Annotated in this window: 17 protein-coding genes; 6 read left to right on the top strand and 11 right to left on the bottom strand. The window is 41.1% G+C overall.

What is annotated here, in order from left to right; genetic code table 11:
• The 3 genes from HMPREF9074_RS05120 to HMPREF9074_RS12080 form a co-directional block, all read right to left on the bottom strand.
• A partial coding sequence (locus HMPREF9074_RS05120; RefSeq protein WP_034539886.1) for a hypothetical protein occupies positions 1-227 on the bottom strand: 227 nt, incomplete at its 3' end.
• A 255-nt stretch (positions 228-482) separates the two neighbouring features.
• Positions 483-1,556, bottom strand: coding sequence for a DUF6884 domain-containing protein (locus HMPREF9074_RS11760; RefSeq protein ID WP_009392464.1), 1,074 nt, complete (start codon positions 1,554-1,556; stop codon positions 483-485).
• Positions 1,557-1,847: 291 nt separating this feature from the next.
• The gene (locus tag HMPREF9074_RS12080) at positions 1,848-2,096 is read right to left on the bottom strand and encodes a hypothetical protein (RefSeq protein WP_009392463.1); all 249 of its coding nucleotides are present in this window, start codon (positions 2,094-2,096) and stop codon (positions 1,848-1,850) included.
• 163 nt (positions 2,097-2,259) lie between these two features.
• On the opposite strand from HMPREF9074_RS12080, the gene HMPREF9074_RS05100 reads away from it, so the two are divergent.
• A complete protein-coding gene (locus HMPREF9074_RS05100) occupies positions 2,260-3,486 on the top strand; it encodes a hypothetical protein (RefSeq protein WP_009392460.1) in 1,227 nt (408 codons plus the stop codon).
• Between the two features lie 482 nt (positions 3,487-3,968).
• Here HMPREF9074_RS05100 and uvrB read toward each other — a convergent pair whose 3' ends face one another.
• Genes uvrB through HMPREF9074_RS05060 form a run of 8 tightly spaced genes read right to left on the bottom strand, consistent with a single transcriptional unit; the run spans position 3,969 to position 13,326 of the window.
• On the bottom strand, positions 3,969-5,969 hold the full coding sequence (uvrB, locus tag HMPREF9074_RS05095; protein WP_009392458.1) for an excinuclease ABC subunit UvrB: 2,001 nt from the start codon (positions 5,967-5,969) through the stop codon (positions 3,969-3,971).
• 22 nt (positions 5,970-5,991) lie between these two features.
• Positions 5,992-7,269 (bottom strand): replication-associated recombination protein A, encoded by a 1,278-nt coding sequence (locus tag HMPREF9074_RS05090; protein ID WP_009392457.1) that lies wholly within the window; start codon positions 7,267-7,269, stop codon positions 5,992-5,994.
• A gap of 11 nt (positions 7,270-7,280) precedes the next feature.
• Positions 7,281-8,504, bottom strand: coding sequence for a type IX secretion system plug protein (locus HMPREF9074_RS05085; protein ID WP_009392456.1), 1,224 nt, complete (start codon positions 8,502-8,504; stop codon positions 7,281-7,283).
• 29 nt (positions 8,505-8,533) lie between these two features.
• Positions 8,534-9,088 carry a Maf-like protein gene (locus HMPREF9074_RS05080; protein WP_009392455.1) on the bottom strand — a complete coding sequence of 185 codons (555 nt, stop codon included), beginning with the start codon at positions 9,086-9,088 and terminating at the stop codon, positions 8,534-8,536.
• An 11-nt stretch (positions 9,089-9,099) separates the two neighbouring features.
• Complete coding sequence (gene mrdA / locus HMPREF9074_RS05075) at positions 9,100-10,962, bottom strand: penicillin-binding protein 2 (RefSeq protein WP_009392454.1); 1,863 nt, start codon at positions 10,960-10,962, stop codon at positions 9,100-9,102.
• Positions 10,959-11,465 carry a hypothetical protein gene (locus HMPREF9074_RS05070; RefSeq protein WP_009392453.1) on the bottom strand — a complete coding sequence of 169 codons (507 nt, stop codon included), beginning with the start codon at positions 11,463-11,465 and terminating at the stop codon, positions 10,959-10,961. Before HMPREF9074_RS05070 ends, mrdA begins: the two co-directional genes overlap by 4 nt.
• The gene (gene mreC, locus HMPREF9074_RS05065; RefSeq protein ID WP_009392452.1) at positions 11,462-12,298 is read right to left on the bottom strand and encodes a rod shape-determining protein MreC; all 837 of its coding nucleotides are present in this window, start codon (positions 12,296-12,298) and stop codon (positions 11,462-11,464) included. Before mreC ends, HMPREF9074_RS05070 begins: the two co-directional genes overlap by 4 nt.
• On the bottom strand, positions 12,298-13,326 hold the full coding sequence (locus HMPREF9074_RS05060) for a rod shape-determining protein (protein WP_009392450.1): 1,029 nt from the start codon (positions 13,324-13,326) through the stop codon (positions 12,298-12,300). Before HMPREF9074_RS05060 ends, mreC begins: the two co-directional genes overlap by 1 nt.
• Positions 13,327-13,669: 343 nt before the next feature.
• Between HMPREF9074_RS05060 and HMPREF9074_RS05055 the strand changes: the two genes are divergently transcribed.
• The 5 genes from HMPREF9074_RS05055 (at position 13,670) to bioB (ending at position 17,892) form a co-directional block, all read left to right on the top strand.
• Complete coding sequence (locus HMPREF9074_RS05055; RefSeq protein ID WP_009392446.1) at positions 13,670-14,302, top strand: HdeD family acid-resistance protein; 633 nt, start codon at positions 13,670-13,672, stop codon at positions 14,300-14,302.
• A gap of 291 nt (positions 14,303-14,593) precedes the next feature.
• Positions 14,594-15,466, top strand: coding sequence for an Abi family protein (locus tag HMPREF9074_RS05050; RefSeq protein WP_009392443.1), 873 nt, complete (start codon positions 14,594-14,596; stop codon positions 15,464-15,466).
• Between the two features lie 282 nt (positions 15,467-15,748).
• Entirely contained in the window at positions 15,749-16,423 is a 675-nt protein-coding gene (gene cmk / locus HMPREF9074_RS05045; RefSeq protein WP_009392441.1) for a (d)CMP kinase, read from the top strand.
• A gap of 9 nt (positions 16,424-16,432) precedes the next feature.
• Positions 16,433-16,675: a hypothetical protein gene (locus tag HMPREF9074_RS05040; protein WP_009392440.1), complete on the top strand. Its 243-nt coding sequence runs from the start codon at positions 16,433-16,435 to the stop codon at positions 16,673-16,675.
• A gap of 98 nt (positions 16,676-16,773) precedes the next feature.
• The gene (bioB, locus tag HMPREF9074_RS05035) at positions 16,774-17,892 is read left to right on the top strand and encodes a biotin synthase BioB (protein ID WP_009392439.1); all 1,119 of its coding nucleotides are present in this window, start codon (positions 16,774-16,776) and stop codon (positions 17,890-17,892) included.
• The last annotated feature ends 34 nt before the right edge of the window (positions 17,893-17,926 follow it).

The following is a 17,926-nucleotide window of genomic DNA, read 5'->3' as shown; positions in this document are numbered from 1 at the left end:
AAAATATCAGGTTCGTTATATTGGTCTGCAATCTCTATACTTTTTTTCAGTAAGTCGCAAATATCCATTATAAAGTTACTTAAACTTTTTTTCATCTCCTCCTCTACACCATTAAAAACTTGAGTATAACCTCCACTTACACAATTAAAATCTGGGGATTCATTCTTAAGTCTTTCGATTACTGGTACATTTTTTGCACCTTTTATATTTGCAATTAATGATGCCATTTTTATTATTTTTTACGTTTAACAAATTTTTCTAATTACTATTTCTATTCAACTCTCACTATAAAGCTGTTCCAGTATACCATTCTTCTATTTGATATCTTTTCAACAAAAAATGGAAACTCAGAATACTTTTTATAGGTCTATTACTTTTAATTTTAAAAGATATAGTACTTTTACAATTGTTTGTTTGCTAAGATTAGGGAGAGGAAAAAGTGCTTTTATCCTCTCCCTTTTATGTTCTTTGTAATAAATGTATTACACTATTTTTTGAAGTGCTGCAAACTCTTCTTCTGTAAGGCTTTCACTATATAATCCCTGTGTTTGCCAAAGACCACTTTCCTTAACCTTTGGTTCAGTAGAAAAATTACCTAACCACCCGTCAGATACTTTTATTTCACCTGCTTTGGCTGCATTAGAAAGAGTTCCAATGAGTTTTTTCTCCCATTTTTTACGATCTTTTTCCTCTTCTACTGCAAAAACCACAAAAGTTATTTTTTCTCTAATGTGAGCTACAGCTTCCTCAGTTATTTGTGCTTCAAGTACAGAATCTACTTTCCCTGCCACTCTTTCCTGCGCTTCTTTTGCAGTGGCATTTACATTCCAAACTTCAAAATAAGGATTATTTTCCTTATTTAGTAAAGCATCACCCACTCTTTGGAGAAAAATGCTACGGTTTTTGTTTTCGTTTACATAATGTTCTTCTAAGCGTTTGAATAGGTTGTTGTCACCATTGTGAGTTCCTACTCTCACTATACGATCTAAACCTTCAAAAGTTTCTCCTTCCTCAAACATTACATAAATGCCATTAGCTGGAATTTGTTGTTTTTCCGCTTCAAAAGGATAACTAAAACGTTCAAGCGAGTTAAATAACTCGTGTAATCTCAATGTTAATGATTTCTGCATACTATTTAAATTATGATTTTCAAATGTTAAATATTGTAGTCGTTGACCTATCCTCATCCCTTTTAAAGGAAGTTCAATATTTGTCAAACAATCCTTAATAGGTTCTATATATTTTTCACCTGCCAAGATAATAAATTTATCTTCCTGAAGATCAGCAACCTCTCTTAATTGCTCTATAACCTTTGCTCCCCAAGCTGTTCTATCTTCCTTACGCATTCTATTAAGCGTTTCATTGTAAGGATCTATCACTTTATCAAGAGGCAATAAATGATGCTTAGCCGAAAGTATATAGATAGCATCATCAGTTACTAATTTTTTAGCATATGCCAAACTTTTTCTAAATAAAGGGCTTTTATACATCCCTTCTGCTACTACCGCTGTATTTTCTTTCTGAGAAACACACGAAATAAGTACAATTGTTTTCATTTTTTGCTATGTTTTAAATATTCAACCAATTTATTGTTTTTACTATATATCATACAAAAACACTCTTTAGTTACTATTTTTTAGTAAATTTATTTTTATTCTAAATATAACATATCGTATAACTCTCAGTTTTTCAGCATAATAAACGTTTTACTTTTATATACTTTAAACTAAAAAATTTCAGTACAAATCTATACCTGCCTGCAAAAATAAAAAATGTAATCCTTTACAAACTTAAATTTCCCCCGCTGGCGCAAGCTTGCAGCTTGTGCCCAATTCAAAATTCATAATTCAAAATTCTCTCCCCGTCCCACCTGTCCCACTCGTCTCACTCGTCTCACTTGTCCTACTCGTCCTACTTGTCCCACTAGTCCCACTAGTCTCACCTGTCCCACTCGTCTCACCTGTCTCACTCGTCTCACCTGTCCCACTTGTCCCCCCCTTATTAATTTTCAGCCGCAAATCTACACCCTCCCCAAAAAATATAAAAGTCCAATATTTTCCAATTGAAGTGTAAAAGTTTTGTCCAAATTTGTACAAATAAAGTTTTTATTATATTTTTGCTGCCCAGAAATTTTTTCTTTTACCCCTTCCCTTTACATTAGATATAAGAACACTATAGGATGAGCGAAGGTTGAGCGAAGGATAAGCAAAAGATGAACATCTAATCATCATATAAAAATCAGAAAAATATCCTATCAAAATGAATTACCAAGAGCATATTATACGACTACAAACAGAAGTAAATCGCACTTTTGGGCGCACCGTTACCTCTATGTTCGATTTTGAACTATTAGCCGAAAAAATACACCTTTCTACCCAAACACTACGCCGCTTTTATGGCAAAATCGATAAGGACAAACAGCTGAGCGCCGCAAGCCTCAACCTAATTTGTCAGTACATAGGTTTTGCTGACTGGGAGAGTTTTTGTGTCCAACCCGATACCCCTAAGGTGAATGTTCACGAGCTTATCAACGCTTTCTACGATACCGTTGCTTACTCTGGGGCTACTTTCTTCGACCCCAAGCTGCGCGACACCCACGAGGCGTATGCCGAGCTTATCATCAAAGACCTACCTTATGCCTATACTTTTTTAGAGCGTTATAAAGCCTACCCCGTTATCACCCAATCGCTCTACCCGTGGTTCCCTTACTACGACCAAATGGCACAGCGCAGCTATGTCCAGCTTATCGAAGCCTACTTAGCTACGGAGCCTTTAAAGCACTTACGCGTTTGTCAGAACTCTTTCCTTGCATATGGGGCGTTTTGCGCCGCAAACGGAGGAAGAAAGCAAGTGCTTACTGAAGTAGAAAAATACGTCAAAAACGCCGATAAACACATAGATTCGATATATCGAGACTACCCCGACAGTTTCTTTCATTATCCCGAAACGCGCTATACTATTGCTAAGGTAGCACAAGCATATCTGCAAGGCAATGAGCAAGAGGCTACTAGGGTAGCCGAAGCCGCCCTAATCCGCAACTCACATACTGAGCCGTTATACGTTTTTGGCGAGTATTTCCAGACGCCCGACATATTAGTATCTAAGCTCTGCAATGCCCTTATATGGATGGGAAAAATAGATTTTGCAATAGAGATTTACAGTACTTATAGCGAGAAACTTTTCTCAACGGAAGACCCAGTAGAGCATCAGTCGAAGAACTTTGTATATGAACGCGACACTAATTTTGCCGCACAGACTGTAGAGATGATGCACCTTTTCGATGAGAGAATTCCGCTTTTAGAATCGAAACGACAACCGCATTGGAAGACGCAACATTATGAAGAAATACAGCAATGGCTTATAGCGCTAAAACGGACTGAGAAGCAGAAGTTTTCCGAGCGAAGAGCTATCAAAGAACATCTTTATAGTTTAGGGAAGAAGCTAAATTATGGAATAGTAGAAAGCCTAATTGAAAGATTCAGTTAGATGAAATTACAATAGACAGTTGTTTATTTCAGAAAAAGTAGTATCTTTGCACTTGTAAAATCTTTTTAAGAGATGTAGGCAGAGGGCTGCAACCCCCTGCCTAACCCCTAAAATAACTTTCTTAGCATTTTCTTTAGTGAAAAGCTAATAAGCATTTCAAAGGATTTAAACTTAATTTGGATTACTAAGTTCATCTCTTAAAATAATTTCAAAGAACTTGCCCTCTTTGCATAGGCATTATTGACTTTCAATAACGTTGCAAAGATAAGAAGTTTCTCTAAAAGATTAGAAAACTTTAACAAAAAAAGCACCGCTTAGCTATCTAAGCGGTGCTTTTTTATCTATTAACGCAAGTTTATATAAGGTTTGTGATACCTTAAACCTTATAACTAAACACTAAAAGTCGTAAGTACCTATTCCCCCTTTGGAGGGGGCAAGGGGGAGGTTTTATTACTCAAGGGCTACCTCCTACGAAGCGCTTTCTATTGCTTCAGCAATTCATTTAGTCGGGCAATTTCATCGCGGTATTGGGCAGCTTTCAGAAAATCGAGGTCTTTAGCGGCGGCCTCCATAAGTTTGCGGGTCTCCTTAATTTTCTTCTCTATCTCTTTGGCTGTCATATATACTGCCTGAGCTTCTGCCGCTTGCCTGTGAGCAAACGAAGGGTCATAATGAAACTCGGTAATCGGACTCTTGCTAAGGCTGTTCTCTATCTTCTTTTGTAGCGGTTGTGGGGTAATGCCGTGTGCTTTGTTGTAGTTCATTTGCTTTTCACGGCGATAGTTAGTGTCGTCAATGGTGCGCTGCATACTGTCGGTTATCTTGTCGGCATACATTATAGCCTTGCCATTTACGTTGCGCGCCGCCCGTCCTACCGTTTGGGTAAGCGAACGCGTAGAGCGTAAAAAACCCTCTTTATCGGCATCGAGAATAGCCACAAGCGACACTTCGGGCAAGTCCAAGCCCTCGCGGAGGAGGTTTACTCCTATGAGTACATCAAAAAGCCCTTTGCGGAGGTCTTGCATAATCTCTACCCGCTCCAAAGTATCGACATCGCTGTGTATATAACGGCAACGCACCCCTATACGAGTAAGGTATTTGGTGAGTTCCTCAGCCATACGCTTGGTAAGGGTCGTTACGAGTATGCGCTCGTCTTTCTCTACGCGTACTTGTATTTCTTCCACAAGGTCATCTATCTGATTTTGGCTTGGGCGGACTTCTATCTCGGGGTCGAGCAGCCCTGTAGGGCGTATCACCTGCTCTACATACACCCCTTGCGCTTTCTGTAGCTCGTAGTCAGCAGGGGTGGCACTCACGTATATCACTTGGTTTTGGAGGGCTTCAAACTCTTCAAACTTCAGCGGACGGTTATCCATAGCTGCCGGCAACCTAAAGCCGTATTCTACCAAGTTTTCCTTCCTACTGCGATCGCCCCCATACATAGCGTGTACTTGGGGCATCGTAACGTGGCTTTCGTCTATTACCATCAAGAAATCATCAGGGAAATAGTCGATAAGACAGAACGGACGCGTACCTGCTTCGCGACCGTCTAAGTAGCGCGAGTAGTTCTCAATACCAGAGCAATAGCCCAATTCGCGTATCATCTCGAGGTCAAACTCTGTGCGCTCTTTCAGCCGTTTCGCTTCCAAAGCTTTACCCGATGCTTCAAAAAACTCTACTTGTTTCATCAGGTCTTGCTGAATGTTCCATATCGCCTTCTGAAGTATATCCGGCGAGGTAACGAACATATTAGCAGGGTAGATATTGAGGCTCTCGTAGTGGTCTAATATATGATTGGTAGTGGGGTCGAATTGTTCTATTTCTTCAATTTCATCACCAAAGAAGTGAATGCGGAAGGCGTTATCGTCATACCCTGGGAAAACGTCTAACACATCACCTTTGATACGGAAATTACCGTGCCTAAAGTCAGCCGTAGTACGGGCATAGAGGCTCTGCACAAGGCGGTGCATCAGCTTAGTGCGTGGCAATATATCGCCCCGCTTGATAGTGATAACGTTCTTCTGAAATTCCACAGGGTTACCGATACCATACAAACACGACACTGAGGCGACCACCAGCACATCACGCCTGCCCGATAGTAAGGCAGAGGTAGTACTGAGGCGCAGCTTTTCTATTTCATCATTGATAGAGAGGTCTTTTTCGATATAAGTACCTGTGGTAGGAATATAGGCTTCGGGCTGGTAGTAATCGTAGTACGACACGAAGTATTCCACCGCATTATTGGGGAAAAAAGCCTTAAATTCGGAGTAAAGTTGGGCAGCAAGAGTTTTATTATGAGCTAATACAAGGGTAGGGCGTTGTATCTTCTCTACCACATTAGCGATAGTAAAAGTCTTGCCCGAGCCTGTAACGCCCAATAGCACTTGGTATTTATCGTCTTTTTCAATACCCTCTACAAGCTGTTGTATCGCTTGGGGCTGGTCGCCCATAGGGGCAAAATCGGAAACTATAGAGAATTTCATTTTTAGTCGTTAGGTATTAAATTTAATAGCCATATCGGTTGCCCCAATGTTTTTTCAGATACTCTCTTAGGGCATTTTCGCGAGGGTTATCAGAGGGCTCGTAGAAAGTCTCTCCTTGCAATTCGTCAGGTAGGTAATCCTGAAAAGCGAAATTGCCCTCGTAGTCGTGGGCGTATTGATAGTCTTTGCCATACCCCAGCTCTTTCATCAGCTTAGTAGGGGCATTGCGTAGGTGTATAGGCACTGATAGGTCGCCTGTTTGTTTTACCACCTGTTGTGCCTTGTTGATAGCCTTGTACGAAGCGTTGCTCTTAGCCGATGACGCCAAATAAATAGCACACTGACTCAGTATAATGCGGGCTTCAGGATAGCCGATGGTGGTAACTGCCTGAAAGGTATTGTTAGCCAAAATCATAGCCGTAGGATTGGCATTACCTATATCTTCAGAAGCCAAAATGAGCATACGGCGCGCGATGAACTTCACATCTTCGCCCCCTTCTATCATTCGCGCTAACCAATAGACCGCCCCATTAGGGTCGCTACCTCGTATCGACTTGATAAACGCCGAAATAATATCATAATGCTGCTCGCCCGTTTTGTCGTATAGCACCGTGTTCTTCTGCACGAGGTGTAGCACACTATCGTTAGTTATTACTACGGACTGTCCTTCGGGGGTAGCATTCACAATAAGCTCAAAAGTATTGAGCAACTTGCGCCCGTCACCACCCGATAGTTTTAGCAGCGCTTCAGTTTCTTTTAGCTGTATATCTTTAGTCTTTAGCACGCTATCTTTAGCGATAGCGTTTTGTAGTAATTGCTCTAAATCCTTGCGCTCAAAAGCATTGAGTATGTACACTTGGCAACGCGATAGCAGCGCAGGAATCACCTCAAAACTGGGGTTTTCGGTAGTAGCCCCAATAAGGGTTATCCAGCCTTTTTCTACCGCCTGTAGTAGTGAGTCTTGTTGCGTTTTATTGAAACGGTGAATTTCGTCTATAAAAACAATAGGGTTTTGAGTGGTGAAGAGTCCCCCGCTTTGTTTGCTTTGCTCAATGACCTCGCGCACCTCTTTAATGCCCGAACTAATAGCACTGAGGGTATAGAAAGCGCGATTACTCTGATGAGCAATGATGTTTGCCAAAGTCGTTTTGCCAGTACCAGGAGGCCCCCAGAAGATAAGCGAGGGCAAGAAGCCACGCGCTATCTGTTGGCTCAAAGCACCCTGCGTGCCTACCAAATGTTCTTGTCCCACATAGTCTTCAAGCGTAGTGGGACGCATACGTTCTGCAAGTGGCGTCATCTGATTAACAATTATTTAGTAGCTCCCACCCCTACTACTTCATCATAGAGAGCACCAGGAGCGCGATAATATACTAATATGATATACGTATTTTCGGTTTGATAGAAGTTACCCCCTATCTCATTGAAGTCTATAGTGCGCCCCTCTTTGGTAGCGAACTTATAGTTGTAAAAACCCTGTTTGAGCAGTACTTCCCCTTTGAAAAGACCGTCTTTTTCATCATAGGTAAGTTTGTATTCGTCTCGAAGCTCATAGTTGCTAAACTTGCCATATACATACACCTCTTTGCCCCAAAAAGTCGATTTGCCTTCTAAGGCAAAATGCACTTGGGTATAGTCAGCTTCGTTGGCAGGGTTAGCCCCATTGACAGTAGTGATAAGGAAGTCGCCATTGATGTCGGGGTAATAAGTATAGACACTATTAGCGCGACTGACATTAGTAAAAAGATAACTGCCTACAAGGCGATCGCGAGTAAAACGCGCAATACCTGAAGCTGCTACGCGTATATCTTTGCTGTCGAAGTAGAAATACTCATTACCTGCCCAGAAAGCCGTCTCACGGTCGTAGCGATATACCAGCTCATTGCCGATGATATATTGCGGTTTAAGCCCCGTGATAGCGGTATCCCAACGGTAATTTTGCAGCACAGCCACCTTTACGGCTACTTGCGGATTATCGAGTCTGAAATCTTTCTGATTGATGGTGAACTGTACCATCTGCTGCGTATCGTAGTATTTTAGGTCACGAGCGCGCTTTACCTCAGCCGGCACGTTTACCTGAGGAGTATAGACCACAAACCGACGCGAAAAGAGTTCAGTGCCATAGCTGTCGGTTATAGAGAGTATGTAGTTGCCACTGAGGGTCAGTTGGGTAAGTTCATTAGGGAAAGTAAGTCGGTAGTGCGAATAGCTCTGTAGAGTGCCATAAGAGTTGCTCTCAGGCTGTATCGGCTGATTGTCAATCCCTTTTAGGTATTCGCTTTTCATCAGAGAAGAAACCGACCAATCGGCATTGCAATGGGTAATTTTATAGTAGTAAGTCTCCTCATTCCCTCCGAGGTCGTCAAACTGTAGGCTAAACGACTCATTGCGGCGCACAATAGGAAATTGGTTCTTATCATTGCCATCGGCTTTAAAGATAATCGTTTTTATATAATCAGGGGGCGTTTTCTCCACTAACACCTCCTGTGAGAGCATCGCCCAAGGAAATAAAAATATTAAAAGGAGCTTTTTCATATTTTTCTATTTACTAATTTATGAATTTGCTAATTGACAAATTGGCAAATCAGGTGCGTAGGCAGTCCCATTACGTTGTTATAAGAGCCCTCAATAGAGGTTACCCCTATATGTCCAATCCATTCTTGTATGCCGTAAGCGCCTGCTTTGTCAAAAGGCTTATATTTTTCAATATAGTGCGTTATCTCCTTATCGGTAAGCTCTCTAAAAGTTACTTTTGTAACGCAGTGATGCGTACCCTGAGCGTCATTGGTAGTAAAACACACCGAGGTAATCACCTCGTGGGTCTTACCTGAGAGCGAACGCAACATCGCAAAGGCATCGGCAGCATCTTTGGGTTTGCCAAGAGCTTTGCCCTCATGCCACACAAGGGTATCTGAGGTCAGCAGCACACAGTTAGGAGGTATTTCGCCTTCAAAAGGCGTGGCCTTTAGCTCTGCCAAATAATCAGTGATTTGCTCGCGCTGCAAATGAGCGGGATAGGTCTCTTCTACCGGTTTGAGCACTACCTCATAGGGTATATCTAATTCTCTTAGGAATTGCTGACGCCGCGGTGAGCCTGAGGCTAAGATTATTTTTTTCATTATTACTCTTTTTACTGGTTGATATAAAACTTCTGCCCCAGATAAGGCTTTAGGTATTCGTGTTCGAGACTCTTTTCGAGCATTTGTCGCTCAAAATCGCAGCGATATACCTCTCCTTTTAGGTATTTCTCTATCATTAGCGAGGCAATAGGTCCTGCTACACGCGCTCCGTAATAACCATTTTCAACAAAAACCGCTATGGCTATCTTAGGGTCTTCTACAGGCGCCAAAGCTACAAATATAGAGTGGTCGGTTAGCTGCATACGCTTGCCATTTACCCTGATAAAGTTCTCCGCCGTCCCTGTTTTAGCCGCAATATTTATGCCATCTATCTGGGTACGTCGTGCGGTACCAGCTAAGTACGCCATATTCATTCCTCTGATGATAGGGTCGAAATGTTTAGGGTCGATGGTAGTATGTTTGGGCACCGTATATTCCTTAAAAGGAGTTACCTTATTGTCTATCTTCTTCACAATGTGAGGAGTGTAGTAATAGCCCTTATTAGCTATGGCTGCCATTACATTGGCAAGCTGTATAGGGGTGGTGAGTATCTCGCCCTGCCCAATAGCGTTAGAAATGTTAGAAGTGCCATTCCACCGCCCTTTGCCGTATTGTTTGTTGTAGAGGTTGATGTCGGGCACCTTCCCAGGGGTACCTGTAGGCAAATCAGAACCTAAGAAGTTACCGAGCCCAAAACTCTTCACGTGGGCAGTCCATTTTTCCATTCCCACTTCCGAAGAAGTTTTCATATCGATAGCCCGCTTATAAGTATTGGCAAAATAGGCGTTGCACGATAGGGCAATACCGTATAGCAGGTCGTTCGAACCGCGCCCGCAGTGGCAACGCATTATATGCCCCCCATAGCGATAGCCCCCACCGCAACTGAAAACGCTCTGAGGGGTTATTACCCCCTCTTGCAGCCCTATAAGAGCATTGACCACCTTAAAAGGCGACCCTGGGGGGTACTGCGCCAATAGCGTGCGGTCGTATAAAGGCTTGCCTATGGAGTCGTTATAGAGCGCCGTGTAGTTCTTAGAGCGGTCGCGCCCTACCAACAGACTGGGGTCAAAAGAAGGCGCCGATACCAAAGCGAGTATCTCGCCCGTCTTAGGCTCGATAGCTACTATACCGCCGTGCTTGTGCTGCATCAGCAGTTCGCCATAAGCCTGTAGCCCAATGTCTATGGTCAGTTGTAGCGGTTGCCCCATAATAGGCAAGGTGTCGAGCGCTCCATTTTTATAACGCTCTATCGCCGCATTGTGTTTGTCTTTTTGGAAGTATTGTACCCCTTTTTTGCCGCGCAAAAACTCTTCGTACTGCTTCTCTACTCCACTGCGTCCAATAAGCTCTCCCGCCAGATAGTAAGGGTTCTTCTTCAGTTCCCACTCGTTTACCTCGCTGATGTAGCCCAACACATTACCTGCGTTATGGGTCAGATAGCTGCGCAGCATTCGCTTTTGTATATAAAAACCCTCGAATTTGCGCATCTTCTCTTGTAGCACTGCATAGTCGGTGTTAGAGAGCTGATGCACTATTACTGATGGTTTTTTGCGCGAATAATCTTTGGCTTTCTGTAGTTTTTCGGTGAAATCAGCTTTAGAAAGTTCTAATAAGCTACAAAGTTCGAGGGTATCTAAGTTCTTTACCTCACTGGGTATCACCATCACGTCATAAGCAGGCTGATTAGAGACCAGCAATTCGCCATTGCGGTCGTATATATAGCCGCGCTCAGGATAGTCGTATACCGTTTCGATAGCGATATTGTCGATACCAGAAGTATTCTCATCGTGATAAACCACTTGCAAGAAGAACAGGCGCAAGATTATCACAATGGTTGTAAATAATATGATGAATGGCAACAGAAATTTTCTCATTTTTTACTTTTACTAAACAGATAAATGTATAGCAAACAAACAATGATGGTGAATACTGAGGCACAAATGATTTTTACAAGGGTAATCAGTACGTGATTAAAGTTGAAAATCTCTAAAAAATAGAATAATATGTGGTGTAACACCACCATCAGAGTGGTATAACTAAACACTTTGGTAAACGGATAGGCCAAAAGGTCTAACTCTTGGTACTCAAAATTCTTGCCAAACACAAGGTGCAAGATAGGCGAGCGCCAATAAGCTATAAACACACTACTGGCAGCGTGCAAGCCACCTGTATTAGAAAACATGTCTATACAGAGCCCCAACAAAAAAGCTGTCAGCAGATAGGGTACCCTATTCTCTCTATAAGGAGCTGCCAATAGGTAAACGATGTAAATCATCGGGTTTACATACCCCCAATAAGCTACATTGTTAAAAATAAGCACCTGCAACAATACCAATACTACAAAGAGAAATGTATTTTTTACTATAGGGTGATTCATTTGCTGTCTTGTTTTTCAATTGCCTTTACGGCAGTACGGTCGGTATCTTCTATGATATATACGTAGTCGAGGTTAGACATATCGGTAAAAAGCTGTACATCGATAATGTAAGTATTATCGTGCTGACTTTTCTGATAATGTACTATTTTGCCAATAGGTATCCCTTTAGGGAAGATGTTAGACATTCCCCCAGTTACTATAGTATCGCCGTATTGTATAGGCGCAATATTAGGCACTTCCAATAGCTGCACTTTATTCAATGATTGGGCATCCCAATGTAGCGAACCGAAATGGCGGGTGCGTTTTATCATCGCATTAAGGGCTGATTTAGTGTTTAGCACACTCTGCACGGTAGCAAATCGCCCTGAGGTATTCTCTACTATCCCCACAATCCCTTGTGGAGAGACTACCCCCATATCTTGCTTCACTCCGTCATTGCTACCTTTGTCTATCGTTAAATAGTTTTTGTGCAATCTGAAGCTATTCTTTATCACATTGGCAGTAAGCACCTTAAAGCGCAAGGTATCAGCGTGAGCAAAGGTAAGCGAATCGGTATGAGATAAGCTACTAACCTGCTGCTGTAGCTGCAATAACTCTTTGCGAAGGGTGCGATTTTCCTCGCTAAGCAACTCGTTTTGGCTTCTGAGGTTGAAATACTGCGCCCAATAGTTAGAAAAGCCGTACAGTTTGCCACTAATAGCATTAGCCGAATGCAGATAAGCACTCTGCGAATAGTAATTACTTTTGAATACTAAGCTAATAGACAGCCCAAAGAGTAGCAAAAACAGTAAGAAGTCCCTCGAACGAATAAAGAACTGTATGATTTGATTCACTATTTAAGCAATATACTCTTAAATTTATTAATATTCTTTAGGGTGATACCCGTACCGCGAACTACTGCGCGCAATGGGTCTTCGGCAACATATACAGGCAAATCGGTTTTAAGCGAAATACGCTTGTCTAAACCGCGTAGCATCGCTCCACCGCCTGCCATATAGATACCGGTGTTATAAATGTCGGCAGCAAGCTCAGGAGGCGTTTGCGAAAGCGTTTCCATAATAGCGTCTTCTATACGCAAAATCGACTTGTCTAAGGCTTTCACCATTTCGCGGTACGATACCTGTACCTGCTTAGGTTTGCCGGTTAGCAGGTCGCGACCTTGCACCATAATATCTTCAGGTGGCGAATCGAGGTCTTCGATGGCTGCCCCTACTGTTATTTTGATGTTTTCGGCAGTACTTTCGCCCACATATAGGTTGTGTTGGGTACGCATATAATGCACTATATCAGAGTTGAAAATATCCCCTGCTATCTTCACCGACTTATCGCAAACGATACCGCCAAGTGCAATAACAGCAATTTCAGTAGTACCCCCTCCTATATCTATAATCATATTACCTTTAGGCTGCATAATATCAAGCCCAATACCTATTGCGGCTGCCATAGGTTCGTGTACTAAGTAAATATCTTTTCCGTTTACGCGCTCACACGACTCGCGTACCGCACGTGTTTCTACCTCGGTAATGCCTGAAGGAATACACACCACCATACGGAGTGAAGGTGAAAAGAAACGCTTTTTAAGCGCAGGAATACTCTTGATGAGCATACTAATCATTTGCTCAGAAGCGTCGAAATCGGCGATAACCCCGTCTTTTAGCGGACGAATAGTGCTGATGCTAGGGTGTGTTTTCCCCTGCATAAGGCGCGCTTCTTGTCCCACAGCTATAATTTTTTTAGTGCTTCTATCTAAGGCTACAATAGAAGGACTATCCACTACTACCCTATCATTATGGATAATTAGGGTGTTAGCAGTACCCAAGTCAATGGCTATTTCTTCAGTTAAGAAATCAAAAAAACCCATATTATGTTCTTTCTGTTAATGTATATATCTTGATAATCAGTTGTTTAAGTGTTTTTAGGACACTATTCTTAGCGGGTGCAATTTTACGAATTTTTTTTGAGATGAGCAAAAAAGATATAAAATAATTTGCCAATTAGCAAATTTGTCAATTAGCAAATTTACTAATTCAGAATTTTTTTCTTTTGTACTTACCCCTTACAAAGGATATACCTACCCTTTAGGATGAGCGAAGGATGAGCGAAAGATAAGCGAAAGATAAGCGAAAAATAACTTATTTATAAATATTTTGCTAATCAAAAAAATATCCTTACCTTTGCGTCGTTAATTTTTAAATGATAAAGTTATGTTGTATTTTTTCAAATCCATCAGAAGATCAGTAAAACACTGGTACATTCACCTTATTTTAGGGATTTTGTTCATTCTTTGTGGTATAGGGGTAATTATATCACCACAAGCTTCTTATCTTACCCTTTCAATACTCTTTAGTCTTTCGTTCTTAGTATCGGGGATAACTGAATCCTTCTTTGCTCTACAGAATACTAAAAATCTCAATGGTTGGGGTTGGTATTTGGTAAGCGGACTCATTTCATTGATAATGGGTATTTTTTTACTTATGTATCCTGCCCTATCAATGTTTATATTACCATTGGTAGTAGGTTTTACGTTGCTATTCCGTTCGTTTCAGCTACTTGGTTTTGCCTTCGAAGAAAAAGAAGCAGGCGTACTGAATTGGGGGAACTTAGCCATAGTGAGCGTATTGAGTATTATCCTCTCGTTCATTTTGATTGCTAATCCTATCTTTACAGGTATCTCATTAGTAGTATTCACTGGTTTAGCATTTATCTTCACAGGTATTTCATCTGTAATACTTTCGTTCAATCTGAAAAAGTTAAAAGGTTCTGCTCAAAAGTTATCAGATGATTTAAAGAACCGCATAGAAGACCTCGAAAAAGAAGTGAAAGAAGCTACGAAATAACAGCAAATTAGTAAAATACCACTGGCACAAGTCTATAGTTATACCTATGATTACAGAGCTATAGTGCTTTTTTGCAGAAAATACCTCCAAAGAATTAAATACTCTTTGGAGGTATTATGATTTTATAATTGACGCGCCTACGTTCAATATCCAGCACTCTTTTTAAGAGTTGTCTTTATCTTATCTTTTATTATTAAATAATAGCAAAAGCTACTCATTTGCTGATTGACATATTTGCTAATTGGCAAATTATTCGTACCTTTGCCTTTCTAAACAGCTAAAACTATTATTATGGCGCGAAAAGCAAGAAGTATTGAAGAACAAATAAAACTCCTTAAAAAACGAGGAATGATTTTTGACGATGAAGATAAAGCCGAACAAATATTAGAAGATGTAGGCTATTACCGATTAGGTTTTTATTGGTATCATTTTCAAAAAGACTTCAAAAAACATCTTTTCTTAGATAATACCCATTTCTCTACAGTAATCAATTTATATTACCTAGATGTTGATTTGCGTTTCTTACTCATCAAAGTACTAAGTAGAATAGAAATCAATCTGCGAACCCGTATTATCCACATTGTTTCTAACCACTACAAAGATAATCCGTTTTGGTTTGCCGACAAAAAAATAATGAAAAACCAATTTGTAGATACTTTAGATAATTTCTACACTGATATTAAAAAGAAAAATAAAGTTATTGCCGAGCATCACCGCAAATACCCCAATGACAAGTACGCTCCTGCTTGGAAAACACTTGAATTTATGACTTTAGGAAGTCTTTATACGCTATTTACCTCACTAAAAGAGGAAGAAATAAAGACAGCAATAGCTTCAAAATATAGAGTACGAAATATCAAAGTATTTGATAATTATTTTAAGGTTATCCGTAATATTCGCAATATCTGTTCGCATACTCGTGTATTATACGACCTTAGTTATTATGAAACCGTTGTAAAGAAAGGTGTTGTTAAAATTTCAGACGAAGAAAAGAACTCTCTGAGTGCTATTATAAAAGTAATAAGCTATTTTTTGCAACAAATATCTGCTAATAGAGCTAATGATTTTCAAAATAATTTAAAAGAGTTATTTCTTAGACATTCTGATAATGAGAGAATTATGAAAATTATAAAAGATAAATCTAAAATTTCTTTGGTAGAATAAAAAAATGTTGTAATTTTGCACCATAGAAATGCGACGGCATTTTGGTAACAGTGTCCTTTTACACAAGCAGTAAAACAGGCACTTAAAAAGCGAACAACTACAAGCCTCTTCCAAGCGGAGAGGCTTTTTTGTATTTTAAATAATAACAAAAGCTACTAATTTGCTGATTGACATATTTGCTAATTGGCAAATTATTCGTACCTTTGCCGTGTAGAATATGAGCGGTTTATTCAACCACCCTGATTTACAGTCACTAATTTATTAATTCAAATTTTAAAATTGATGAAAATCATTATCGCCATTGATGGCTATTCCTCTACAGGGAAAAGTACTACCGCCAAAGCAGTAGCCAAAGCATTAGGCTATGTGTATATTGATACAGGTGCGATGTACCGCGCCGTTACCTACCTCGCCCTCGAGAAAGGCTATGCCTCTACCTCAGGCATCGAGGTGAAACCGCTGATGAAAGCCCTCAGACAGTCAGAAATAAAATTCGTATACAACCCCGAAGTAGGCTTCGCAGAGCTATACCTCAACGGTAAAAATATAGAAAACGACATCCGTAGCATAGATGTAGCTAATTGGGTGAGCGAGATAGCCAAACAACCCGAAATACGCACTTATTTAGTAAACCTACAACGCAAGATGGGCGAAGCGAAAGGTGTAGTAATGGACGGTCGGGATATTGGGACGGTAGTATTCCCCGATGCTGAACTAAAAATATTTATGACCGCCAGCGAACAAGTGCGTGCTGAGCGTCGTTATAACGAGCTGAAAAGCAAAGGCGACAATACCTCTTTTGCCGAAGTGCTTGCCAATATACAACACCGCGACCATATCGATACCACACGCAAAGAGTCGCCCCTAAAGAAAGCCGATGATGCTATCGTTATCGACAACACCCACCTAACCATCGACCAACAAGTTGAAAAAATACTATCCTTGGTTAATAAATAATTGAACCTTATGCCGCATACTATCACCACAGACGACAGCGCCAAGCAAGCATCGATATTCGTAGAATATACGAAAGGGCTTGGTTTTGCTCATACCACCAAAACTAAATTCGATAGTTCTTTTAGAGAAGAACTTTCTGCCAAAGAAAAAGAATTTAAAGAGATGTTCATCGAGAGGGTAAAAGAAGTAAAAGCCGTCAGACAAGGAAAGTTACAAACGCGTGATTTAGACGAAGTACTCAATGAATTATAGTTTTAATAAAAGTGAATATACCACCGTAGATATGAAAATTATAAAAGAAGTAGTAGAAGAGTATTATAACGATTAAAGAAAAGACAAAATAAAAAAATATGTGTGAACACAATTGCTCTTGTGGCGGAGCGCGCCACAACTGGACGAAAGAAGAAATTATCGCTATCTATAACAAACCCCTAATGGACTTGCTCTACGAAGCAGCGACCGTACACCGCAAGTACCACGACCCTAATTCGGTGCAAGTCTCTACCCTACTCTCTATCAAGACAGGAGGTTGCTCTGAAGACTGTGCTTATTGTCCGCAGTCGGCACGCTACGAAACAGAGGTGAAAATAGAAAACGCCGATATGATGAGCGTTACCCACGTGAAAGCACAAGCTCTACGTGCTAAATCGGCAGGGGCTTCGCGCGTGTGTATGGGGGCAGCGTGGCGCAATGTAAAAGATGGTCCAGAATTTGAGCAAGTACTCGAAATGGTGCGTACTATCAACAAACTTGATATGGAGGTGTGCTGCACCCTTGGTATGCTAACCGAAAACCAAGCTAAACGCCTTGCCGAAGCTGGTTTGTACGCCTACAATCACAACCTCGACACCTCTGAAGAATACTACAAAGAGATTATCTCTACTCGTAGCTACGAAGACCGTTTGAAGACGATTGACAACGTGCGCAAAACCAATATCACCGTATGCAGTGGGGGTATTATAGGTATGGGCGAATCATTAGAAGACCGAGCAGGTATGTTAGTAGCCTTATCAACGCTCAATCCGCAACCAGAGTCTGTGCCTATCAATGCTTTAGTACCCGTAGAAGGCACTCCTTTAGAAGATTGTAAGCCGGTAGATATATTCGAGATGGTGCGTATGGTAGCCACAGCGCGTATCGTGATGCCAGAGTCGCAAGTACGCCTATCAGCCGGACGTACCCAAATGAGCCAAGAGGGACAAGCCTTGTGTTTCTTTGCAGGGGCTAACTCTATCTTTGCAGGCGACAAGTTACTGACTACCCCTAACCCTGACATCAATGAGGATATGCAGATGCTTGGCGTACTGGGTATGCGCATACAAAAGCCTTTCGAAACGCACCCACAACCACAGACCGTGGAAGCAGCTGACTCGCAGTACCATTCGTTAGGAGAAAACCCTAAATGGACGCGTCCTAACCACAAGATAGAGCGCAACGAAGAGAAGAGAAAAATGGTAAAATTAGCGTAGCTGATTTGCTAATGTAATGAAAGATTAGTATAAG

The organism is Capnocytophaga sp. oral taxon 329 str. F0087, from assembly GCF_000213295.2.
GTDB lineage: Bacteria > Bacteroidota > Bacteroidia > Flavobacteriales > Flavobacteriaceae > Capnocytophaga > Capnocytophaga leadbetteri_A.
This window is presented reverse-complemented; position numbering and strand designations above follow the sequence as displayed.